Annotated in this window: 20 protein-coding genes; 15 read left to right on the top strand and 5 right to left on the bottom strand. The window is 67.2% G+C overall.

Features of this window, described 5'->3' with window-relative positions; translation table 11 throughout:
- Together MSP7336_RS20655 and MSP7336_RS20650 are read left to right on the top strand one after the other, a co-directional pair.
- Positions 1 to 747 (top strand): gamma-glutamyl-gamma-aminobutyrate hydrolase family protein, encoded by a 747-nt coding sequence (locus tag MSP7336_RS20655; RefSeq protein WP_069398153.1) that lies wholly within the window; start codon positions 1 to 3, stop codon positions 745 to 747.
- A gap of 2 nt (positions 748 to 749) precedes the next feature.
- Complete coding sequence (locus tag MSP7336_RS20650; RefSeq protein WP_113964467.1) at positions 750 to 1,523, top strand: 3-oxoacyl-ACP reductase; 774 nt, start codon at positions 750 to 752, stop codon at positions 1,521 to 1,523.
- A gap of 3 nt (positions 1,524 to 1,526) precedes the next feature.
- Here the strand turns inward: MSP7336_RS20650 and MSP7336_RS20645 are convergent, their stop codons facing one another.
- Positions 1,527 to 2,663: an alkaline phosphatase family protein gene (locus MSP7336_RS20645; RefSeq protein ID WP_425325756.1), complete on the bottom strand. Its 1,137-nt coding sequence runs from the start codon at positions 2,661 to 2,663 to the stop codon at positions 1,527 to 1,529.
- A gap of 28 nt (positions 2,664 to 2,691) precedes the next feature.
- Between MSP7336_RS20645 and MSP7336_RS20640 the strand changes: the two genes are divergently transcribed.
- Complete coding sequence (locus MSP7336_RS20640) at positions 2,692 to 3,168, top strand: Fur family transcriptional regulator (protein ID WP_069398141.1); 477 nt, start codon at positions 2,692 to 2,694, stop codon at positions 3,166 to 3,168.
- On the opposite strand, the gene mtr is transcribed toward MSP7336_RS20640, so the two are convergent.
- Together mtr and MSP7336_RS20630 are read right to left on the bottom strand one after the other, a co-directional pair.
- Positions 3,151 to 4,530, bottom strand: coding sequence for a mycothione reductase (gene mtr / locus MSP7336_RS20635; protein ID WP_113965152.1), 1,380 nt, complete (start codon positions 4,528 to 4,530; stop codon positions 3,151 to 3,153). The genes MSP7336_RS20640 and mtr overlap by 18 nt on opposite strands.
- 5 nt (positions 4,531 to 4,535) lie before the next feature.
- Positions 4,536 to 5,540 (bottom strand): alpha/beta hydrolase, encoded by a 1,005-nt coding sequence (locus MSP7336_RS20630; RefSeq protein ID WP_113965149.1) that lies wholly within the window; start codon positions 5,538 to 5,540, stop codon positions 4,536 to 4,538.
- A gap of 92 nt (positions 5,541 to 5,632) precedes the next feature.
- On the opposite strand from MSP7336_RS20630, the gene mqo reads away from it, so the two are divergent.
- The 5 genes from mqo to MSP7336_RS20605 all read left to right on the top strand — a co-directional run bounded on the left by mqo (position 5,633) and on the right by MSP7336_RS20605 (position 12,290).
- Complete coding sequence (gene mqo / locus MSP7336_RS20625; protein ID WP_069398149.1) at positions 5,633 to 7,084, top strand: malate dehydrogenase (quinone); 1,452 nt, start codon at positions 5,633 to 5,635, stop codon at positions 7,082 to 7,084.
- Between the two features lie 49 nt (positions 7,085 to 7,133).
- Positions 7,134 to 7,607 (top strand): GNAT family N-acetyltransferase, encoded by a 474-nt coding sequence (locus MSP7336_RS20620; RefSeq protein WP_069398140.1) that lies wholly within the window; start codon positions 7,134 to 7,136, stop codon positions 7,605 to 7,607.
- Positions 7,604 to 8,806, top strand: coding sequence for a uroporphyrinogen-III C-methyltransferase (gene cobA, locus MSP7336_RS20615; RefSeq protein WP_113964466.1), 1,203 nt, complete (start codon positions 7,604 to 7,606; stop codon positions 8,804 to 8,806). The genes MSP7336_RS20620 and cobA overlap by 4 nt, the downstream gene beginning before the upstream one ends.
- A gap of 135 nt (positions 8,807 to 8,941) precedes the next feature.
- Positions 8,942 to 10,435 carry an MFS transporter gene (locus tag MSP7336_RS20610; RefSeq protein ID WP_372507697.1) on the top strand — a complete coding sequence of 498 codons (1,494 nt, stop codon included), beginning with the start codon at positions 8,942 to 8,944 and terminating at the stop codon, positions 10,433 to 10,435.
- A 109-nt stretch (positions 10,436 to 10,544) separates the two neighbouring features.
- Complete coding sequence (locus MSP7336_RS20605) at positions 10,545 to 12,290, top strand: proline--tRNA ligase (RefSeq protein WP_113964465.1); 1,746 nt, start codon at positions 10,545 to 10,547, stop codon at positions 12,288 to 12,290.
- On the opposite strand, the gene MSP7336_RS20600 is transcribed toward MSP7336_RS20605, so the two are convergent.
- Together MSP7336_RS20600 and MSP7336_RS20595 are read right to left on the bottom strand one after the other, a co-directional pair.
- Positions 12,287 to 12,757 carry a ferritin-like domain-containing protein gene (locus tag MSP7336_RS20600; RefSeq protein WP_069398136.1) on the bottom strand — a complete coding sequence of 157 codons (471 nt, stop codon included), beginning with the start codon at positions 12,755 to 12,757 and terminating at the stop codon, positions 12,287 to 12,289. The two genes, MSP7336_RS20605 and MSP7336_RS20600, sit on opposite strands and share 4 nt — an antisense overlap.
- Positions 12,754 to 13,281, bottom strand: a complete 528-nt coding sequence (locus MSP7336_RS20595; RefSeq protein WP_113964464.1) for a hypothetical protein — start codon at positions 13,279 to 13,281, stop codon at positions 12,754 to 12,756. Before MSP7336_RS20595 ends, MSP7336_RS20600 begins: the two co-directional genes overlap by 4 nt.
- Positions 13,282 to 13,393: 112 nt before the next feature.
- Between MSP7336_RS20595 and rimP the strand changes: the two genes are divergently transcribed.
- The 7 genes from rimP to MSP7336_RS20560 all read left to right on the top strand — a co-directional run bounded on the left by rimP (position 13,394) and on the right by MSP7336_RS20560 (position 20,917).
- Positions 13,394 to 13,936, top strand: a complete 543-nt coding sequence (gene rimP, locus MSP7336_RS20590) for a ribosome maturation factor RimP (protein WP_069398148.1) — start codon at positions 13,394 to 13,396, stop codon at positions 13,934 to 13,936.
- Positions 13,933 to 14,976 carry a transcription termination factor NusA gene (gene nusA / locus MSP7336_RS20585; protein WP_069398134.1) on the top strand — a complete coding sequence of 348 codons (1,044 nt, stop codon included), beginning with the start codon at positions 13,933 to 13,935 and terminating at the stop codon, positions 14,974 to 14,976. Before rimP ends, nusA begins: the two co-directional genes overlap by 4 nt.
- Positions 14,977 to 15,005: 29 nt before the next feature.
- On the top strand, positions 15,006 to 15,386 hold the full coding sequence (locus MSP7336_RS20580) for a YlxR family protein (RefSeq protein ID WP_181786872.1): 381 nt from the start codon (positions 15,006 to 15,008) through the stop codon (positions 15,384 to 15,386).
- A 66-nt stretch (positions 15,387 to 15,452) separates the two neighbouring features.
- Complete coding sequence (gene infB, locus MSP7336_RS20575; protein ID WP_113964463.1) at positions 15,453 to 18,149, top strand: translation initiation factor IF-2; 2,697 nt, start codon at positions 15,453 to 15,455, stop codon at positions 18,147 to 18,149.
- Positions 18,149 to 18,619, top strand: coding sequence for a 30S ribosome-binding factor RbfA (gene rbfA / locus MSP7336_RS20570; RefSeq protein ID WP_113964462.1), 471 nt, complete (start codon positions 18,149 to 18,151; stop codon positions 18,617 to 18,619). The genes infB and rbfA overlap by 1 nt, the downstream gene beginning before the upstream one ends.
- Positions 18,591 to 19,595, top strand: coding sequence for a DHH family phosphoesterase (locus MSP7336_RS20565; protein ID WP_113964461.1), 1,005 nt, complete (start codon positions 18,591 to 18,593; stop codon positions 19,593 to 19,595). Before rbfA ends, MSP7336_RS20565 begins: the two co-directional genes overlap by 29 nt.
- A gap of 8 nt (positions 19,596 to 19,603) precedes the next feature.
- Positions 19,604 to 20,917 carry an MATE family efflux transporter gene (locus MSP7336_RS20560; RefSeq protein ID WP_069398033.1) on the top strand — a complete coding sequence of 438 codons (1,314 nt, stop codon included), beginning with the start codon at positions 19,604 to 19,606 and terminating at the stop codon, positions 20,915 to 20,917.
- Positions 20,918 to 20,919: the final 2 nt, after the last annotated feature.

Below are 20,919 nucleotides of genomic sequence, written 5' to 3'. Positions count from 1 at the left end.
ATGGGCGGCGATTCGCCGTTTCCACCGGTCATCGGAATGACCACCTATCTGGATCAGGCCCGCACCGGTGTCTGGGACGTTAGGGCCAGCTTCTTGCCGGCGGCCTACTTTCAGGGCATCACGCTGGCCGGCGGCGTTGCCACCCTGCTGCCGCCGCAGCCGGTCGACGCCGACATCGCGCGGCGGGTGCTCGACGGTCTGGACGGTCTGGTGATCACCGGTGGCAAAGACATCAACCCGGCTGCCTATGACCAGCAGCCGCATCCAGAGACCGATCAGCCCGACACCGCACGCGACCAGTGGGAGTTCATGCTGCTGCGCGAGGCACTCGACCGGCGGCTTCCGGTGTTGGGCATCTGCCGCGGCGCCCAGGTCCTCAACGTGGCGCTCGGCGGCACGCTGCATCAGCATCTGCCCGACGTCATCGGGCACACTGGTCATCGGGCCGGCAACGCCGTGTTCACCACGTTGAGCGTGCGCACGGTGCCCGGCACCCGGCTGGCCGACCTGCTCGGGGAGCGCGCCGACGTGCAGTGTTACCACCACCAGGCCATCGCCGAAGTCGGGCGCGGTCTGATCGTCAGCGCGTGGGACGACGACGAGGTGATTGAGGCGCTCGAGCTGCCGGGCGACGGTTTCGTGCTGGCCGTGCAATGGCATCCCGAGGAAAACCTCGATGACTTGCGGCTGTTCACTGCGATCGTGGACGCCGCGCGCAGCTATGCGGGTGCACGGGTGGTCCGTTGAGCATGGATCTGACGCAGCGCCTTGCCGGCAGGGTTGCCGTGGTCACCGGTGCCGCCGGCGGTATCGGTGCGGCCACGGCTCGGCGGCTGCACGCCGAAGGCGCCACGATCGTCGTCGGCGATATCGACCAACGGACCGGCGAGGCGGTCGCGGCCGAGTTGGGCGGGACGTTTGTGGCCGTTGATGTTTCGGACGAAGCCGCGGTCAACGCGCTGTTCGACGCCGCCGCGGCAACATACGGGTCGGTCGACATCGCGGTCAACAACGCCGGCATTTCGCCGCCCGAGGACGAACTGATCGAAAACACCGAACTGCCGGTGTGGCAGCGGGTGCAAGACGTGAATCTCAAATCGGTGTATCTGTGCTGCCGGGCGGCGCTGCGGTACATGGTGCCCGCCGCCCAGGGCTCGATCGTCAACGTCGCCTCCTTTGTCGCGGTGATGGGTTCGGCCACGTCGCAGATTTCCTACACCGCGTCCAAGGGCGGAGTGTTGGCGATGTCGCGTGAGCTCGGGGTGCAGTTCGCCCGGCAGGGCATCCGCGTCAACGCGTTGTGCCCGGGCCCGGTGAACACCCCACTGCTGCAAGAGCTTTTCGCCAAGGATCCTGAGCGGGCTGCGCGCCGGCTGGTGCATGTGCCGATGGGCCGCTTCGCCGAGGCACACGAAGTCGCCGCAGCGGTGGCGTTTCTCGCCAGCGACGACGCGTCATTCATCACGGCGTCGACATTTCTGGTCGACGGCGGCATCAGCGCCGCTTACGTAACCCCGCTGTAGGGCTCAGCCCCGGAAGGTGATCAGCGGAATCGCCATCTCGGCAGCGGTGGCCCCGCCGTGAAACCCGATGAGCTTGGCCACTTCGGGTGGCTCGTGATCGGTGGCCAGCACCGCCGTGTCGTCGGTGCAGGTGACCACGACATCACCGATGCGCGCCAGGTGGTCGGGGCGCACTGGGCCGAACACACCGGCCGCAACAGCGTCGTCGCGGCTGCGCACTTCGGCCCGCCCGGTCAGCACTTCGGTCCAGGCGGCGATCACGTCGGGAGCCGCACCGTCGACGGTGTGCAGGTAGCGCACCCGAGGTTCGCCGGCCACCACGTGCACGCCGGCGCCCAGCCGGGGGTCGGCGTCGATGTCGACGCGGTCAGTCGCCGGCACGTTCAGCCCGCCGTGGTCGGCGGTGACCAGCAGTGCCGCGTCGCTCGGCAAGGTTTCCACCAGCCGGCTCAGCAGCGAATCGACCCGCGCCGCCGCGCTGTGCCACTCCGGTGAGCCGATCCCGCACAGATGCGCCGCCGTGTCGAGTGCCGCGGTGTAGCCATAGACCAATCCGGGTTCGGCCGCCAGCTGGTCGGCCAGCTTTTCGGCGTAATCCTCACCGTGGTTCGTGGCGTGAAACTGCGCACCGCGGTACGCCGCCTCGGTGAGCCCGCTGCCGATGAAGTGTGCCGGCAGCACGGCCCGAGCACTGATCTCGGCCTGGGCCAGCCGCTCGAACCAGGTGGGGACCGGTTGCCAGCGTGCCGGCGGGGGATCGTCGCGCCAAAAGATGTGGGTCAGCACCCGGTCGGTGCCGGGCACCCGGAGGGTGAAGCCCAAAACCCCATGCTCACCCGGTGGGCGCCCGGTGCCCAGTGACACCAGGCTGGTGGGGGTCGTCGAAGGAAATGTGCAGGTCAGCTCGGTCAGTCGCCCGAAATTTCCGGCCAGCACCGACGCGAGCAAGGGAGCATCGGGGGCTAACGTCGGCAGTTGGTGCCAACCCATCCCGTCGACCAGCAGCACCGCGACGCGGCGCACCTCGCCGAGCTGCTCGGTCAGCCCAAGTGCGTCGACGGCGCCCGGCGCCCCGAGCAGCGCAGCGGCAGCCGGCAGCACGTCGCAGATACTCATCATGATCGTCAGTCTGGCAGTCATGGCGGAGAACCTGCGTAATACTTAATCGGTGACCAGGCCATCGGCTTTGGATCCGGTCGTTACCGAACGGATCGGCGAGTTGCTGCGCGCGCATGGCCTGCGCCGGATGGCGTCGCGGATCGCGGTGCTGGCGGTGCTCGAGTCGGCCAACACGCACCTGTCCGTCGCCGAGATCGATCAGCGGCTGCATGAGTACCTGCCCGCCGACGAACCGCCACCGGACCTGGCGACGATCTACCGCACGGTGACCACGCTCGTCGACCAGGGCGTCCTGCACGCGCTGACCCTCGAAAGCGGGGTGACCACTTACGGCTTGGCCGCCGATCCGCACCATCACGCGGTGTGCACTCGCTGCGGATCGATCATCGAGGTGCCGGCGCACCAACTCAGCTCCGCGCTGGAACATGCGAGCGCGGGCAGTTCGTTCACGCTCTCGGAGCGGGCCGGTCTGACCCTGCACGGTCTGTGCCCGCAATGCCAGGGCAGGTCAGCGCAGCCCGAGTAGCGCGTTCTCGACGACCTCCGGCAATGCCGGGTGAATCCAATACTGTCCGCGGGCCATCTGCTGGGCCGTCAGTCCGAAGCTCATCGCGGTAATGAGCGGCTGGATGATCGACGACGCCTGCTGACCCATGATGTGGGCCCCCAGTAGCCGGCCGGTTCCGCATTCGCCGACCAGCTTCACGATTCCGGTGGTGTCTTCGGCCGCCCAGCCATAGGCCACATCGCCGTAGTCTTGCACGTACACAGACACATCGAAACCCATTGCGACAGCATGATTCTCGGTCAGGCCGACGCTGGCGAGCTGCGGATCGGTGAACACCGCCGAGGGCACGTATCGGTGGTCGGTGGCCACCATCGAAGCGGTGTCGTCCCAGTCGCACAACAGGTTGTGCTGCACGACGCGCGCCTCGTGGTTGGCTACGTGTTTGAGCTCATACGGTGACGACACGTCGCCGAGTGCGAACACGTTACGGGCCGACGTTCGCTGGAATTCGTCGACCGCGACCCGAGTGCCGTCGGTGTCGATACCGGCCTGCTCGAGGTCGAGCAGGTCTGCGTTAGGTATCCGGCCGGTGGCCACCAGCACGGTGTCGGCGGTCAGCGTCGACCGGTCGTCGAGTTCCAACACGGTGCGCGACCCGTCGCGGTGCGCCCCGATCACATTGCGTTGTGTTCGCATCTCCCATTTCGACGAGACGATGCGGGTGAATCGTTGGCACAGCGTGTCATCCATCTGCCGCAGCAGTGTCCCGCCTCGGATCACCAGCGTGACCCGGACGCCGAGCGCGGAGAAGATGTGCGCGAATTCTGCCGCCACGTAACCGCCGCCGACGATCACCAGATGCTCGGGCAGCTCGGCGATGCGCATGATGGTGTCGCTGGTGTGGTACTCGATTCCACAGTCGCGGATCGCGGGTGGAATCCTGGGTCGCGATCCTGCCGCGATCACGACCTGATCGGCGGCGAACTCTTCGCCGTCATCGGTCCGGAGTAGATAGCGACCGTCGGACTGGGTCGGCCCGAACCGGGTGTGCCGTTCGTAGACGTCGATATTGGGCGCGGCGAGTCGATAATCCTTGCCGCTGACGGCAATTGGATCGATACGTCCGAAGATGCGCGACACCATGTCGTCCCAGCGCACGCCGTCGATGTGTGCGTCGACGCCGTAGCGCGCAGCACCGCGGATCGTTTGCGCCACCTCGGCGGCGTAGACGAACATCTTGGTCGGGATGCACCCGACGTTGAGGCATGTTCCACCGAAGGCGCCCTGCTCGCAGATCGCGACTCGTTTGCCGGCGTAGCGTTCGTCGAGAATGCTGTTGCCCGAGCCGGTTCCGATGATGGCGAGGTCGTAGCTTTCCATGCCGGTCATCCCTTCGCCGACGGTAGCGGCTCGGCCGCACCGAGGTAGTCGTCGAGCCAGTTATCCAGCTGGCGGTATGCCAGCTGCCGCGGCTGCGGCATCGACAGGAACACATCGTGTTTGGCGTCTTGAATGGGTACCACCGTGGTGCGGTTGCCGATGCAGCCGGCCCACCGCGCGATCTGCTCCACATCCAAAACCGCGTCCCCGCACTGTAGAGCCGTCGCGTCGGCGGTCTCTGGCACGCTGTGGTCCGAGCGCAGAATCAAGTTGGGCACTCCGACGTCGAGCCCGCGATGCAGCCGTTTGTGACCGCGCAGCACGGCATGCAGCCAACCGAAGGTAATCGGGAAGCCGCCCAGTGGCTTCCACCGCAGGTCGTAGTCGAACTCGCCGTGGTAGTCGCGGTGCAAGCTGGCGCCGTAACCGCCTTCACCGGGCGCCCGGGCCACCCGTCGTCCGGCGACTCGTGCAATCGCGGCAATCAGCACGGCCGTCGGGGGCCAGCGCAGTACCGCCGGCCCGGGCAAGTCCAGCAGCGGACTGTTGAGCACCAGGCCGCCGATGCCGGCGCGCGCGGTGTCGCCCCGGCGCCGCAGCCGGTCCAGCCACAGCGACACGATGAGCCCGCCGGTGGAATGCCCGTATACAAGCACCCGCGCGGAGTCGGTTTGCTCGCGGATGACCGACAGCGCACGATTGAGCTCGGCGTCGTAGCACGCCAGGTCCGTGGTGAAATGCGGGGTTTGACCGTCCCGCCACGCCCGGCCACACTTGCGCAAGTCCAGCGCGTAGAAGGCAAAGCCGCGGTCGGCGAAATGGTCGGCCAGCGCAGTGTTGAAAAAGTAATCGGTGTAGCCGTGCAGCGCCAGCACGGCGTGCTGGGCCGGGGCACCGTCGCCGCGACGGACAAGTGTCGCCACGATCTCGCCCTCGCCGTCGGGGTCAGAACCCAACTCGATGGTGTGCTGCCAATACCCGGGCAGGACATCGTGTTGCCAGCCAGCCACGTTTGCCAGCTTAAAGCGTGCGGGGTCCATTGCCCGGCTCCTGCCCATCGCGCAGCGCATCCCCACAAGCGTGGCGTGTCACGATGGAAGCAATGACCAAAACCACGAAGACTGACGTCGTGCTGGTCGGGGCGGGCATCATGAGCGCCACGCTCGGCGCGTTGCTGCGGCGGCTGGAACCCGACTGGTCGATCACCGTGATCGAACGGCTCGACGCTGCCGCCGCCGAAAGCAGCGGCTCGTGGAACAACGCCGGCACCGGGCACTCGGCGCTGTGCGAGATGAACTACACCCCGCAGCGCCCGGACGGCTCGATCGACATCAGCAAGGCGGTACGGGTCAACGAGCAATTTCAGGTCAGCCGCCAGTTCTGGGCCTACGCCGTGGAAAGCGACATGCTCGCCGATGTGCGCAGCTTCCTCAATCCGATTCCCCATGTCAGCTTCGCCCACGGTGCCGAACAGGTCGACTTTCTGCGCCGCCGCCACCAAGCGCTGGCCGCGAACCCCCTGTTTGCAGGCACCGAATTCATCGACGACACCGACGCGTTCGCTCGCCGGTTACCGTTGATGGCGCTATCGCGTGACTTCTCCCAACCGGTGGCGCTGAGCTGGGCTGGCCACGGCACCGATATCGACTTCGGGGTGCTGTCCAAACAGCTGTTGGGCTACGCGGTACGCAACGGCACGTCGGTACTGTTCGGCCATGAGGTGCGCAACCTGTGCTACGACGGCAACTGGACACTGACCGTTCGCAACCGCCGCACCGCGCAAACACAAAGAATCACGGCCAAATTCGTCTTCATCGGCGCCGGGGGTGAGACGTTGCCGCTGCTGCAGAAATCTGGCATCAAAGAGGCCAAGGGATTCGGCGGTTTCCCGGTCGGCGGTTTGTTCATGCGCAGCCGTGACCCCGCAATGGTCGCCGCACACCGGGCAAAGGTGTACGGCTCTCCCGCACAAGACTTGCCGGCCATGGTCGCACCGCACCTCGATGCGCGCATAGTCAACGGCGAGCCCTGGCTGGTGTTCGGCGCGTTCGTGGGGTGGTCGCCCAAATTCCTCAAACATGGCCGGCTCACCGACTTGGGACGGTCGATCAAGCGCGACAACCTGCTGTCGCTGCTGAGGGTCGGTGTCAGTCAACGCAAATTGGTGAACTATCTGCTCGGCCAACTACAGCTGTCACAACCCGACAGGGTCGAGGCGTTACGTCAATTCGTCCCCAGCGCAAGCGGTTCCGGCTGGGAAACGATCGCGGCCGGTCAACGGGTACAAGTGATCCGGTGCGGAGTGCTCGACTTCGACACCACAGTGCTCAGTTCCGGCGACGGCAGCATTGCCGGACTGCTCGGCGCCTCGCCGGGAGCATCGACTGCGGTGTCGACGATGCTAGAAGTTCTAGAGCGCTGTTTTCCCGACCGCTACCAAGCCTGGCTGCCCAGGCTCACCGACATGGTGCCGTCGCTCGGAGTTACGTTGTCGCGCGAGCCGAAACTGTTCGAAGAGGTGTGGTCATGGGGGAGCAAGGTGTTAGAGCTATGAGCCGCGCCAGCGTCGATGCAGAGCAAAGCGATGAGAAGGAGCGGCGCAGATGACTGTAGCGCTGCGCCGTGCTTGGGCCAAAGATCTTGACGCACAATCACTTTACGCGCTGCTGAAGCTGCGGGTGGAGGTGTTCGTCGTCGAGCAGGCCTGCCCGTACCCGGAGTTGGACGGCCGTGACCTGCTCGCTGAAACGCGGCATTTCTGGCTGGAAGAACCCGACGGAGAAGTGATCTGCACGTTGCGGCTGATGGAAGAGCACGCCGGCGGTGAAAAGGCGTTCCGGATCGGCCGGTTGTGCACCAAACGCAGCGCGCGCGGCCAGGGCCACACCACCCGGCTGTTGCAGGCGGCGTTGGCCGAGGTCGGCGACTACCCGTGTCGCATCAACGCCCAGGTGTACCTGGCGCAGATGTACGCCCAACACGGTTTTGTCCGCGACGGCGACGACTTCGTGGAGGACGGCATTCCGCACGTGCCGATGCTCAAGCCGGGTAGCCCGCGCGCGGAGGCCCAGCCGTGACGACACCGGAGAGCCCCTACCTCGCCGGTTTGCGGCTGGCGGGCAAGAAGGTCGTCGTTGTGGGCGGCGGCAACGTCGCTCAACGCCGGCTTCCACTGCTCGTCGCCAGCGGAGCCGACGTACACGTCATCGCGAAGTCGGCCACCCGCGCCGTGGAAGCAATGCCGCGAATCACCTTGTCGTCGCGCGAGTATCGCGACGGCGACCTGGACGGAGCCTGGTACGCGATCGCGGCGACCGACGACCCGGAAGTCAACGCCGCAGTGGTCGCCGAGGCCGACAGGCGGCGAATTTTCTGCGTACGCGCCGACATTGCGGTCGAGGGCAGCGCGGTGACGCCGGCGTCATTCGAGTACGCCGGGCTCTCGGTGGGTGTGCTGGCCGGCGGCGAACACCGCCGCTCGGCGGCAATCCGCTCCGCCATCCGTGAGGCGCTGCAGCAGGGGGTCATCACCGCCGAAACTGACGACGTGCTGCGCGGCGGGGTAGCGCTGGTCGGTGGCGGGCCGGGGGACCCGGAACTGATCACGGTGCGCGGTCGCCGCCTGCTCGCCCACGCCGATGTGGTGGTGGCCGACCGGCTTGCGCCGCCGGAGCTGCTCGCCGAGCTGCCGCCACACGTCGAGGTGATCGATGCCGCGAAGATCCCCTATGGGCGGGCCATGGCCCAGGACGCCATCAACGCGGTCATGATCGAGCGCGCGAAAGCCGGGCAGTTCGTGGTGCGCCTCAAAGGCGGCGACCCGTTCGTGTTCGCCCGCGGCTACGAAGAGGTGTTGGCCTGCGTTGACGCAGGGATTTCGGTGACCGTGGTGCCCGGTGTGACCAGCGCCATCGCGGTGCCCGCGATGGTCGGTGTTCCGGTCACCCATCGCGCCGTCAATCACGAATTCGTGGTTGTCAGTGGGCATGTCGCGCCCGGACACCCCGAATCGTTAGTGAATTGGGACGCACTGGCCGCACTGACCGGCACCATCGTTTTGCTGATGGCGCTCGAGCGCATCGAACTGTTCACCGAAGCGCTGCTGAAAGGCGGCCGACCAGCGGAAACTCCGGTGCTGGTGGTTCAGCACGGAACCACGGCGGCCCAGCAGACGTTGCGGGCTACTCTGGCCGACGCGCCCGAGAAGATCCGGGCTGAAGGTATCCGGCCTCCGGCGATTATCGTCATCGGTGCGGTGGCGGCGTTCAACGTTTAAGGAGAGTTTAAGAATACTGTAGGGTATCTCCTTATGACGGCCCTCAACGATGCGCAACGGGCAGTCCTCGACCGGACCACCGACCGTTCGGAACATGCCGTTCCGCAACCCGTCAGGCAGACTTCATTGGATCCTATGAGCCTGAACCGTACGAGTAGGTATTCCCCGGCGTGGCTGCCGTCGCGCCGTTTCATTGCCGCGGTCATTGCCATCGGCGGCATGCAGTTGATGGCGACCATGGACGGGACCATCGCGATCGTCGCGCTTCCGAAGATCCAGAACGAGCTGGGCCTGTCCGACGCCGGACGCAGCTGGGTGATCACCGCCTATGTGTTGACGTTCGGCGGGCTGATGCTGCTCGGCGGCCGTCTCGGGGACACCATCGGCCGCAAGCGCACCTTCGTCGTCGGCGTCACGCTGTTCACGATCGCCTCGGCACTGTGTGGTATCGCCTGGGACGAGGCCACACTGGTCACCGCGCGGCTGCTGCAAGGTGTGGCCGCCGCGATCGCCTCGCCCACCGGTTTGGCGTTGATCGCGACCACCTTCCCGAGGGGGCCCGGGCGCAACGTCGCGACGGCGGTGTTCGGTGCCATGACCGGGGTCGGCTCGGTGATGGGCCTGGTCGTCGGCGGCGCGCTGACCGAGGTGTCGTGGCGGTTGGCGTTTGTGGTGAACGTGCCGATCGGGCTGGTGATGATCTATTTGGCCCGCACCACGCTGCGGGAAACGGTCAAGGAGCGGATGAAGCTCGACGCCGCCGGCGCCGTGTTGGCCACGTTGACGTGTACCGCTGCGGTCTTCGCCTTCTCGATGGGGCCGGAGAAGGGCTGGATTTCGGTCACGACCATCGGTTCGGCCGTAGTGGGCCTGGTCGCTTTCGTCGGGTTCGCCGTTGTCGAGCGCAGCGCCGAGAATCCGGTCGTGCCGTTCGACCTGTTCTTCGATCGCAATCGGCTGGCCACGTTCGCGGCGATCTTCCTCGGCGGCGGTGTGTTGTTCACCCTGACCGTGCTGATCGGCCTGTACGTCCAGGACATCATGGGTTACAGCGCGCTGCGGGCCGGTATCGGCTTCATCCCATTCGCCATCGCGATGGGCATCGGCATGGGTGCGTCGTCACAGGCGGTGTCGTATTTCCCGCCGCGCGTGGTGGTCATCGCCGGTGGAACGCTGGTGGTGGGGGCCATGCTCTACGGCTCGACGCTCAACGGCGGCATCCCCTATTTCCCGAACCTGGTCGTGCCGATCGTGGTGGGCGGCATCGGCATCGGGATGATCATCGTGCCGCTGGCGCTGTGCGCCATCGCCGGTGTCGGATTCGACCGGATCGGGCCCACGTCGGCGATCACGCTGATGCTGCAGAACTTGGGCGGGCCGGTGGTGCTGGCCGTCATCCAGGCCGTGATCACGTCGCGCACGCTGTACCTGGGCGGCACGAGTGGTCCGGTCAAATACATGAACAAGGCCCAATTGCACGCACTGGACCACGGCTACACCTATGGCCTGCTGTGGGTGGCCGGGGTCGCACTTCTCGTCGGCGCTATTGCGCTGTTCATCGGCTACACCGCCGCGCAGGTGGCCAAGGCCCAGGAAGTCCAGCACGCATTCGAGACCGGCGAACTGTAAATCGGGCCGCTGGCCTCATTTGCGCCGAGATCGACGTCAGCGCGGAAAAGCTCGAGTGGGTAGCACGCTAGCGTCGACCTCGGCGACGTGACCGTTAGGCTTGCGCGCTGTGATCACCCGGATGTCTGAGCTGTTCTTGCGTACCCTGCGCGACGATCCCGCCGACGCCGAGGTCCCCAGCCACAAGCTGCTCATCCGCGCCGGCTACATCCGGCCGGTCGGCCCCGGGCTCTACAGCTGGCTGCCCCTCGGGCTTCGCGTGCTGCGCAAGATCGAGCGCGTGGTCCGCGAAGAGATGAATGCCATTGGCGGACAGGAGATCCTGTTTCCCGCGCTGCTGCCGCGCGGGCCGTATGAGGCGACCAACCGTTGGACCGAGTACGGCGACGCGCTGTTCCGGCTTCAGGACCGTCGTCGAAACGACTACCTGCTCGCCCCCACCCATGAAGAGATGTTCACCCTCACGGTCAAGGGGGAGTACAGCTCCTACAAGGACTTTCCGCTGGTGCTCTACCAGATCCAGAACAAATACCGCGACGAGCCACGGCCCCGTGCCGGCATCCTGCGGGTGCGCGAGTTCTTGATGAAGGACTCCTACTCGTTCGACACCGACGACGCCGGGCTCGAGGCCGCCTACCACAAGCACCGTGAGGCCTACCAGCGCATGTTCGATCGGCTGCAGGTCCGCTATGTCATCGTCTCAGCGGTGTCCGGGGCGATGGGCGGCTCTGCCTCCGAGGAATTCCTGGCCGAAAGCCCCAACGGCGAGGACACCTTCGTCAGGTGCCTAGAGTCCGGATACGCCGCCAACGTCGAAGCGGTCGTCACCGCGCGCCCGGAGAGCCGGCCCATCGACGGGCTGCCCGAGCCAGTCGTCTACGACACCGGCGACACCCCGACGATCGCGACCCTGGTCCAGTGGGCCAACAGCGCCGACCTGGGCCGCACCGTCACCGCCGCCGACACCCTCAAGAACGTCATGCTCAAGGTCCGCGTGCCCGGCGGCGATTGGGAGCTGCTCGGCATCGGGGTGCCGGGTGACCGCGAAATCGACGACAAACGGCTGGGCGCCGCGCTCGAGCCGGCCGCCTACGAGCTGCTCGACGACGACGATTTCGCCAAGTACCCATTTTTGGTAAAGGGGTACATTGGCCCGAAAGCATTACGGGACAACGGTATTCGATATCTCGTCGATCCGCGGGTGGTGGACGGCACCAGTTGGATCACCGGCGCCGACGAAGTCGGTAAACACGTCGTCGGCCTGGTCGCCGGCCGAGACTTCACCGCCGACGGCACCATCGAGGCCGCCGAGGTCCGCGACGGCGACCCCTCACCGGACGGCGCCGGCCCGCTGGTGTCGGCGCGCGGCATCGAGATCGCCCACATCTTTCAGCTCGGGCGCAAATACACCGACGCGTTCAGCGTCGACGTGCTCGGCGAGGACGGCAAACCGGTACGGCTGACCATGGGCTCCTACGGCGTCGGGGTGTCACGGTTGGTCGCGGTGATCGCCGAACAACACCACGACGAGCTGGGCCTGCGCTGGCCCGCCAGCGTGTCGCCGTTCGACGTACACCTGGTGATCGCCAACAAGGACGCCGAAGCGCGCAACGGGGCGACCACCCTGGCGCGCGACCTGGACCGGTTGGGCATCGAGGTGCTGCTCGATGACCGCCAGGCATCGCCGGGGGTGAAGTTCAAGGACGCCGAACTGCTCGGGGTGCCGTGGATTGTCGTGGTGGGACGCGGCTGGGCCGACGGCGTGGTGGAGCTGCGCAACCGGTTCAGCGGTCAGACGCGCGAGCTGGCCGTCGGCGCCGGGCTGGCCACTGAGATCACCACGGCCATACGCTAGTCGCTGCCGGGGAACGCCGTGGTGATCGGCCACGTCCCGATCACCCGGCTCCATCGCGCCGCCAGCACCGAGCTCTCGGTCAGCGCCGTCACGCCGAATTCCCGGTCCTGTGGATCCGGGCCCTGCTCGATCACCGCGCGCCAGGCCACTTGGGTGTCCTTTTCCATCCGGACGGCCAGCCGGCCGGCGTCGGTTTCGTTGTTCACCGCCATGGGCAGCTGGTAACCCGCGGCCGCCACCGGCGCGCTGACCTTGCGTGCGGCCAGCATGTCGATGGTCTGATCGCGCCGGCGGCGGTGCTCGTTGAGCGCCGAGCTCACCAACGGGTTCACCTCCGGCGAGCATCGGGCCGACACGATGCCGTAGCCGTAGATGACGGCGTGCTCGGTGGCGAGCGCCGCACACAACGCGTCGTCGTAGGGATCCTGGTGACCCTCAGAAGGACCCGAAGGCTCGGCGGAGGTCACGGTGCGTTGTCTCCTAACATCAGCCCGACGGTGTAGGCCGCGGTACAGCTGGCGGCGATCGAGCCCAACAGCCCGGCCCGGTATCCCGACAGCGTCGACGCCTGCCGACGTGCGCTGGTAGCAGAGGCGCGCAAGGACTTCACGACATCGGGCAGGGCGGGCGGGGGACCGGGAGCGCGGGTCGCTTGCGGAGTGCCGCCGGGTGTTGCGGTCGCGGAGCTCGACGTGCTGGTGGCCGTCCCGGCGACCCGGTCGATCTCGATGGCCAGTGCCTTCGCGTGTTCCGCGCGTTCGGCGGCGACCTGCTTCAAGGCAGCGGCGACCGCCGGCGGCTCGGCGCTGGCCGCGGCGGCGGCCAGTTCGCTGTCGTGCTGTGCCAGCGTCAGCTCTTCGAGCAGCGGATCGGGTTGGGGCTGCTGTCCGGGCCGGGTACCGCACGCGGCGGCGGTGATCCCCAGCCCGGCCAACGCTGCACCGCCGGCCAGCACGCGGCGTCGGCTGACAACCGGTCCTGTCCCTGGCACAGCAACATCCTGCCATCGCGCGCATCACGGCTGACACCGGATTCTGGCGTATCGTTGATTGCTGATTCGCCGGAACTTCAATGACCGGACAACTCAAGATGAGGAGCTCGCCGTGGCCACCGGGCTACCTTCGCAGACGCAGGTGATCGAGCTACTCGATGGAGAGTTCGCGCGTGCAGGCTACGAGGTCGAGGATGTCATCATCGACACCCGCGCACGGCCCCCGCGGATCACGGTGGTTGCCGACGGCGACACCGCACCCGATCTGGACACCATCGCCACGTTGTCGCGCCGCGCATCGACCCTGCTGGACCGTGTGCGCAGCATCCGCGGTCAATACGTGCTGGAAGTGACGTCGCGCGGCGTCGATCGCCCGCTGACCAGCGAGAAGCACTTCCGTCGCGCGCGTGGCCGCAAAATCGAACTCACGCTGACCGACGGGTCGCGGCTGACCGGCCGCGTCGGTGAGACGTCGCACAACACGCTGAACCTGGTGGTGCGCCACGATCGAGATCGCGATTGGACTCTACGCTCGATCCCGCTCGACGAGATCGCAGAAGCCGTTGTGCAGGTTGAGTTTTCGTCGCCCGCCAAGCGGGAGCTCGAGTTGGCGACGCAGGCGGTCGGGGCCGCGCGAACGGAGGCCGAAACATGAATATCGACATGGCCGCACTGCACGCGATCGAAGCAGACAAAGGCATTTCGGTGGACGTCGTGGTCGAAACCATCAAGTCGGCACTGCTCACCGCATATCGGCACACCGAGGGGCATCAAGAAGACGCCTATATCGACATCGACCGCAAAACCGGCGCGGTCCGGGTGATCGCGCGCGAGGTCGACGAGGACGGCAATGTGCTCTCCGAATGGGACGACACTCCTGAGGGTTTCGGCCGGATCGCGGCCACCACCGCGCGCCAGGTGATCCTGCAGCGGCTTCGTGACGCCGAGAACGAGCGCAACTACGGTGAGTTCTCCACCAGAGAGGGCGAGATCGTCGCCGGCGTCATCCAGCGCGACAGCCGCGCCAATGCTCGCGGCCTGGTGGTTGTGCGGATGGGCAGTGAAACCAAGGGATCCGAAGGGGTGATCCCGGTCGCCGAGCAGGTCCCCGGTGAGACCTACGAGCACGGCAACCGGCTGCGCTGCTATGTGGTGGGGGTGACCCGCGGTGCCCGCGAGCCACTGATCACGTTGTCGCGCACCCATCCCAACCTGGTGCGCAAACTGTTCTCCCTGGAAGTCCCCGAGATCGCCGACGGATCGGTGGAGATCGTCGCCGTCGCCCGGGAGGCCGGCCACCGTTCCAAGATCGCGGTGAAGTCGAATGTCCCCGGTCTGAACGCCAAGGGCGCCTGCATCGGCCCGATGGGCCAGCGGGTGCGCAACGTCATGAGCGAGCTGTCCGGCGAGAAGATCGACATCATCGACTACGACGAGGATCCGGCCCGCTTCGTGGCCAACGCGCTCTCGCCGGCAAAGGTGGTTTCGGTGACCGTGATCGACCAGTCGGCGCGCGCCGCACGGGTCATCGTTCCCGACTTCCAACTGTCGCTGGCGATCGGCAAGGAAGGCCAGAATGCGCGGCTGGCGGCGCGGCTGACCGGTTGGCGTATCGACATCCGCGGTGATTCGCCCGAACACCCGGCTGGCCAGGCAGATCATGGCGCCACCCACGGGATGGCACACGAGCACTGACCCGCCCGCGGGTGTGGGTAGACTAAGCCGTGATCCAGCGCGAGACTTCGGCTGCTGACACGCGAGCGCATCGACGCCCTGATGGACCGGTGCGAACGTGTGTCGGTTGCCGAAAGCGAGAGTTGGCCGTCGAACTGCTTCGAGTGGTGGCTGTATCGACCGGGAATGGCAAATACGCCGTGATCGTTGATACAGCCGGTAATCTGCCGGGGCGGGGTGCCTGGCTGCATCCCCACCCGCAGTGTGCGAAACAGGCGATCCGGCGGCGAGCTTTCACCCGAGCGCTGCGCATCGCCGGTCCACCGGACACATCCGCGGTGGTCGAGCACTTGGAGTCGTCAAGGGCGCACGATCATCCCGGCAACAGAACAGGTAGCAAAGAATATGAGCACACCGTGAAGTCCCGATGACCATGCGTCATAGCTAACCCGAGGCGCGGCCCCACCACCGCCGTCGCCTCATGGACAGGAGATGTAGTGGCAGGCAAGGCCCGCGTACACGAGTTGGCCAAGGAACTCGGTGTTACCAGCAAGGAAGTTCTCGCCCGGCTGAGCGAACAGGGCGAATTCGTCAAATCAGCATCCTCGACGGTCGAGGCCCCCGTCGCACGGCGACTGCGGGAATCGTTCGGCGGCGGCAAACCCGCCCCGGAAAAGACCACCGACAAGGCCGCGAAGGCCGAAAAGGCAACGAAAGCCGCGGCGAAGGCGGCCGGCAACGGTGCCGCGACGAAGGCCGCGGCAAAGACCGACGCCGCCGCCGACAAGGTTGACGGCCGAGCGCCGGCACAGGCCCCCGAGGCACCCGCAGGGGGCCCGCAGGCCGCGCAGCCACCGACGGCCCCGCCGGCAAAGCGTCCGGGACCCACCCCCGGACCGCGGCCCAGCCCAACCCCCAAGCCGGCCGCACGTACCCCCCGTGTCGGCAACAACCCGTTCTCGTCGGCGCAGCCCGTCGATCGACCCATTCCCCGTCCGCCGGCACCCCGACCCGGGGCCGCGCGTCCAGGCGCGCCGCGTCCGGGCATGTCGCCCGGCAGCATGCCGCCCCGTCCCGGCGGCGCCGCCGGCCAGGGTCGTCCGCCGCGTCCCGGCGCGCCGCGCCCCGGCCCGGGCGGGCGGCCGGGCGCCCCTACCGGTGGTCGCTCCGGTGGCGGGGGCGGGGGCCCCTACCGCGGCGGCGGTGGGGTCGGAGCCCCGCCCGGCGGTGGCTACCGCGGCCGTCCCGGCGGCGGGCGTCCCGGGCAGCGCGGTGGCGCGGCCGGTGCGTTCGGCCGGCCCGGCGGTGCGCCCCGACGTGGCCGCAAGTCAAAGCGAGCCAAGCGCGCCGAATACGAAAACATGCAGGCCCCGGTCATTGGCGGTGTGCGGCTACCGCACGGCAACGGCGAAACCATCCGGTTAGCCCGCGGCGCGTCGCTGTCCGACTTCGCCGAAAAGATCGACGCCAACCCGGCCGCGCTGGTGCAGGCGTTGTTCAACCTCGGTGAGATGGTGACCGCGACCCAGTCGGTGGGCGACGAGACGCTCGAGCTGCTGGGCAGCGAGATGAACTACAACGTGCAGGTCGTCAGCCCCGAGGACGAGGACCGCGAGCTGCTGGAGTCGTTCGACCTGTCCTATGGAGAAGACACCGGGGACGATGCCGATTTGCAGACCCGTCCGCCGGTGGTGACCGTGATGGGTCACGTCGACCACGGGAAGACCCGACTGCTCGACACCATCCGTAAGGCCAACGTCCGCGAGGCCGAAGCCGGCGGCATCACCCAGCACATCGGTGCCTACCAGGTCGCGGTTGACCTCGACGGCACGGAGCGGCTGATCACCTTCATCGACACCCCAGGTCACGAGGCGTTCACCGCCATGCGTGCCCGCGGCGCGAAGGCCACCGACATCGCCATTCTGGTGGTCGCCGCCGACGACGGCGTCATGCCGCAGACGGTGGAGGCCATCAACCACGCCCAAGCCGCCGACGTGCCGATCGTAGTGGCCGTCAACAAGATCGACAAAGAAGGTGCCGACCCGCAGAAGATTCGCGGCCAGCTCACCGAATACGGTTTGGTGCCAGAGGAATTCGGCGGTGACACGATGTTCGTCGACATCTCCGCCAAGCAGGGCACCAACATCGACGCGCTGCTCGAGGCGGTGTTGCTGACCGCCGACGCCGCCCTGGATCTACGGGCCAACCCCGACATGGACGCTCAGGGCGTGGCGATCGAGGCGCACTTGGACCGCGGTCGCGGCCCGGTAGCCACCGTGTTGGTGCAGCGCGGCACGCTGCGGGTGGGCGACTCGGTGGTCGCCGGCGACGCCTACGGCCGGGTCCGCCGCATGGTCGACGAAAACGGGGAGGACGTCGAAGAGGCGTTGCCGTCGCGTCCGGTGCAGGTCATCGGCTTCACATCGGTGCCCGGGGCCGGCGACAACTTCCTGGTCGTCGACGAGGACCGGATCGCCCGCCAGATCGCCGACCGGCGCAGCGCGCGCAAACGCAACGCGATGGCCGCCCGCTCGCGCAAGCGGATCAGCCTGGAGGATCTCGACTCGGCGCTGAAGGAAACCAGCCAGCTGAATCTGATCCTCAAGGGCGACAACGCCGGCACCGTCGAGGCGCTGGAAGAGGCGCTGATGGGAATCAAGGTCGACGACGAAGTGGCGCTGCGCGTGATCGACCGCGGTGTCGGCGGTATCACCGAGACCAACGTCAACCTTGCGTCGGCATCGGACGCGGTGATCATCGGGTTCAACGTGCGCGCCGAGGGCAAGGCCACCGAGCTGGCCAACCGCGAAGGCGTCGAAATCCGCTACTACACGGTGATCTACCAGGCTATCGACGACATCGAGAAGGCGTTGCGCGGCATGCTCAAGCCCGTCTACGAGGAGGTGTCGCTGGGCCGGGCCGAAATCCGGGCGATCTTCCGCTCGTCCAAGGTCGGCAACATCGCCGGATGTTTGGTCACCTCAGGTGTGGTGCGCCGCAACGCCAAAGCACGGCTGCTCCGCGACAACATCGTGGTCGCCGAAAACCTGACCGTGCAATCGCTGCGGCGCGAGAAGGACGACGTCAACGAGGTCCGAGACGGCTACGAATGTGGTCTGACCCTGAGCTACAACGACATCAAGGAGGGTGACGTCATCGAGACCTACGAGCTGGTTGAGAAGGCGCGCGCCTGATGGCCGATCCGGCCCGTGCACGCCGGTTGGCCAAGCGGATCTCGGCGATCGTCGCGTCGGCGATCGAATACGAGATCAAAGACCCGCGGCTGGCCGGTGTCACCATCACCGACGCCAAGGTGACCGCGGACCTGCACGACGCGACCCTGTACTACACCGTGCTGGGGCGCACGCTCGATGACGAACCCGATTACGCCGGCGCGGCTGCGGCGCTGGAAAGTGCCAAAGGTGTGTTGCGCAGCAAAGTCGGGGCCGGCACCGGGGTGCGGTTCACACCCACACTGACGTTCTGCAGAGACACGGTGCCAGACGCCGCCCACCGGATGGAGGAGTTGCTGGCCCGCGCCCGCGCCGCCGATGCCGATCTGGCCCGAGTCCGTTCGGGAGCCAAGCCGGCAGGAGAGGCCGATCCGTACCGGACCACTAGCGCGGCGGGAGACGATGGTGACGACGACCAATCCGGCGACTGAGCCCGCCACCAGCGGCCGTCGTGTCGATGCCGTCGGCGCCGCCGAGTTGCTCGCCGACGCCGCCACGATCGGGGTGGTTTGTCACGTCTTTCCCGACGCCGACACCATCGGTGCCGGGTTAGCGCTGGCTCTGGTGCTCGACCAGAGCGGTAAATCCGTTCAGGTCAGCTTCGCGGCGCCGGCCACGCTTCCGGAGTCGTTGCAGTCCCTGCCCGGCGGCCGGTTGCTGGTCAATCCCGAGGCGATGCGCCGGGATGTCGATTTGGCTGTGACGGTGGACATTCCGAGCGTCAACCGACTCGGCGATCTGGGCGACATGGCGCGTCCGGGCCAGGAGCTGCTGGTGATCGATCACCACGCGTCCAATCAGTTGTTCGGCAGCGCCAATCTCGTCGACCCGTCGGCGGACTCCACCACGATGCTGGTCGCCGAGGTGCTCGACGCGTGGGGTAAGCCGATCGACACCGAGGTTGCGCACTGCATTTACGCGGGGCTGACGACCGATACCGGGTCGTTCCGCTGGGCCAGCGCCCGCGCCCACCGGTTGGCGGCTCGGCTCGTCGAGCTCGGTGTGGACAACGCCGCGATCAGCCGCAGGTTGCTGGACACCCATCCGTTCGCATGGCTGACCATGCTGTCGCGGGTGCTCGGTTCGGCGCAGCTGTTGTCGGACGCCGTGGGTGGCCGGGGTTTGGTCTACGCGGTCGTCGACCATCGGGATTGGCTCAGCGCCCGCCCGGAGGACGTCGAGAGCATCGTCGACATCGTGCGCACCACCGACCAGGCGGCGGTCGCAGCGGTGTTCAAAGAGGTTGAGCCGCAGGCGTGGTCGGTGTCGATGCGGGCGAAGGCGGATGTGGATCTGGCGGCGGTCGCGTCGACTTTCGGCGGCGGCGGGCACAAGCTGGCCGCCGGGTATTCGGCCACCGGCTCGATCGACGATGTGGTCACCAGGCTGGTCGCCGCGCTCGGCTGATCCCTGACATGGCCGACATGCCCGCCGCAAGTTCACGGCAGATCGTCGGGTTGGCGTTGCCCGCGCTGGGCGTGCTTGCGGCCGAGCCGCTGTATTTGTTGTTCGACACCGCCGTCGTGGGCCGCCTGGGTGCGCTGAGCCTGGCCGGGCTGGCCATCGGCGCGCTGATCCTCGGGCTGGTCGCTTCCGACCTGACATTCCTCTCCTATGGCACGACGGCGCGCGCGGCGCGCCACTTCGGCGCCGGCGACCGGGCTTCGGCGGTGGCCGAAGGCGTGCAGGCGACCTGGCTGGCGTTGGGCCTCGGCGCGCTGATCGTGCTGGTGGTGCAGGTCGCCGCGCTTCCGGTGGTGTCGGTGATCGCCTCCGGTGAAGCTATCGCCGCGGCGGCATTGCCGTGGTTACGCATCGCCATCTTGGGCGCCCCCGCGATCCTGGTGTCGATGGCGGGCAACGGCTGGCTGCGCGGGGTGCAGGACACCGTGCGGCCGCTGCGCTATGTAGTCGCCGGTTTCGGGCTATCGGCGCTGCTGTGTCCGCTGCTGGTCTACGGCTGGCTCGGACTGCCGCGACTAGAGCTCGCCGGCTCGGCGGTGGCCAATCTGGTCGGCCAGTGGCTGGCCGCGCTGCTGTTCGGACGCGCGTTGCTGGCCGAACGAGTGTCGCTGCGGCTCAACCGCGCAGCGCTGCGTGCTCAGCTGGTGATGGGCCGCGACCTGATGCTGCGGACACTGGCGTTCCAGGCCTGCTTCGTTTCGGCGGCAGCGGTGGCGGCGCGGTTCGGCGCCGCGGCGCTGGGCGCCCACCAGGTGGTGCTGCAGTTGTGGACTTTCCTTGCGCTGGTTCTCGATTCGCTGGCCATTGCCGCGCAGGCACTGGTCGGCGCCGCGCTCGGCGCCGGCCGCGTCGAGCACGCCAAGTCGGTGGCGCGGCAGGTGACGGTGTTCTCGACGATCGCCGCCGGAGCGCTGGCTGCGCTGTTCGCGAGCGGTGCCGCCGTGTTGCCCAAGCTGTTCACCGACGACCGTTCGGTGCTGGCGGTAATCGCCGTGCCGTGGTGGTTTCTGGTTGCCCAATTACCGCTCGCCGGAATTGTTTTCGCTCTCGACGGCGTATTGCTGGGCGCGGGCGACGCCGCTTTCATGCGCACCGCGACCATCGTCAGCGCGCTGGCCGGCTTTTTGCCACTGACTTGGCTGTCACTGGTTTTCGGTTGGGGGTTAGCCGGAATCTGGTCGGGGCTCACCACTTTCATCTTGCTGCGGCTGGCCTTCGTCGGGATACGAACGATCTCAGGCCGCTGGGCGGTGACCGGAACCTGAGG

The sequence above is a fragment of the Mycobacterium shimoidei genome, from assembly GCF_900417275.1.
In the GTDB taxonomy this organism is placed as follows: Bacteria; Actinomycetota; Actinomycetes; order Mycobacteriales; family Mycobacteriaceae; genus Mycobacterium; species Mycobacterium shimoidei.
The sequence above is the reverse complement of the archived record's forward strand: the minus strand, read 5'-3'. Positions and strand labels throughout refer to the sequence as shown.

Excerpts from the sequence above, each read along its gene's own strand:
- MSP7336_RS20655 (WP_069398153.1), top strand. The coding sequence starts at position 1 with ATGGGCGGCGATTCGCCGTTTCCACCGGTCATCGGAATGACCACCTAT.
- MSP7336_RS20650 (WP_113964467.1), top strand. The coding sequence starts at position 750 with ATGGATCTGACGCAGCGCCTTGCCGGCAGGGTTGCCGTGGTCACCGGT.
- MSP7336_RS20645 (WP_425325756.1), bottom strand. The coding sequence starts at position 2,663 with ATGACTGCCAGACTGACGATCATGATGAGTATCTGCGACGTGCTGCCG.
- mtr (WP_113965152.1), bottom strand. The coding sequence starts at position 4,530 with ATGGAAAGCTACGACCTCGCCATCATCGGAACCGGCTCGGGCAACAGC.
- mqo (WP_069398149.1), top strand. The coding sequence starts at position 5,633 with ATGACCAAAACCACGAAGACTGACGTCGTGCTGGTCGGGGCGGGCATC.
- MSP7336_RS20620 (WP_069398140.1), top strand. The coding sequence starts at position 7,134 with ATGACTGTAGCGCTGCGCCGTGCTTGGGCCAAAGATCTTGACGCACAA.
- MSP7336_RS20610 (WP_372507697.1), top strand. The coding sequence starts at position 8,942 with ATGAGCCTGAACCGTACGAGTAGGTATTCCCCGGCGTGGCTGCCGTCG.
- nusA (WP_069398134.1), top strand. The coding sequence starts at position 13,933 with ATGAATATCGACATGGCCGCACTGCACGCGATCGAAGCAGACAAAGGC.
- rbfA (WP_113964462.1), top strand. The coding sequence starts at position 18,149 with ATGGCCGATCCGGCCCGTGCACGCCGGTTGGCCAAGCGGATCTCGGCG.
- MSP7336_RS20565 (WP_113964461.1), top strand. The coding sequence starts at position 18,591 with ATGGTGACGACGACCAATCCGGCGACTGAGCCCGCCACCAGCGGCCGT.
- MSP7336_RS20560 (WP_069398033.1), top strand. The coding sequence starts at position 19,604 with ATGGCCGACATGCCCGCCGCAAGTTCACGGCAGATCGTCGGGTTGGCG.